This window comes from Microbacterium sp. BF1, from assembly GCF_019279095.1.
Lineage (GTDB): Bacteria > Actinomycetota > Actinomycetes > Actinomycetales > Microbacteriaceae > Microbacterium > Microbacterium maritypicum.
This window is the reverse complement of record NZ_JAGYWT010000759.1, coordinates 1-772: the sequence shown is the minus strand read 5'-3', so window position 1 is coordinate 772 and position 772 is coordinate 1. Positions and strand designations below refer to the sequence as shown.

The 772-nt window shown below is 70.7% G+C and carries 1 pseudogene; it reads left to right on the top strand.

Annotated features, from left to right (window positions below):
- A pseudogene (locus KZA10_RS16600) lies at positions 1-772 on the top strand (hypothetical protein); the annotation flags it as partial.

Sequence of the window (772 nt, the reverse complement as noted above, 5' to 3'; positions counted from 1 at the left end):
CGCAGCGCCACGACGCCGTCTGGCTGCCGAGCGACCCTGAAGACGCCTGGGATCTGCTCGCCGCATGGGCGGACGGGAGGGAGCGTCCTCCTGCGGTCGTGCTGGGCGACGACCTGGACGCGCTTACCGCCGCTCTGCCACCGGAGTACGGCCAGCAGTTCGTCCACCGCTGGGAACAGGTTCTTCGTGCAGCGCGGGGGACGACCTTCGTCCTGACCGCGACCAGAGCGAGCGGAGCGCTGGGACGGGTGCTCGATCTGCTGCCGCGTCGAGTGCTGTTGCGCATGCCGAACCGGATGGAGCATCTGGCGGCCGGGGGAGAGTCGTCGGGATTCGTGCGCGACCGCGCTCCTGGGCGAGCCAGGATGGGCGACCACGAAGTGCAGCTGGCCTGGGTCGATGAAAGCGAAGTCGACCGGACCGCGGCACCGTCGATGGCGGCGTGGGCTCCGACCTCTGCGATCACGGGCGTCGTCAGCCCCGGAGCTGAGGAGGTGATCGCCCGGATGCGCGACGCGTATCCTGCGTGCGAGGTGGTGGCCGTCGGCACCGAGCCCAAAGGTGTGGGACCGCGATGCATCGTGGTCGCCGATGCGGAGACATGGCAGCGCAACTGGCCCGTGTGGCAACGCGTCAGATCAGTCGGTGAGGTGCTCATCCGCTGTGAACACCCGGCCGACCTCCGCCAGCTGGTCGGCGCCCGCGAGCTTCCGCCCTACGCGCGCCCGCATGCAGGCCGGGCGTGGTCGGTGATCGGCGCGCGTGCGCCGAG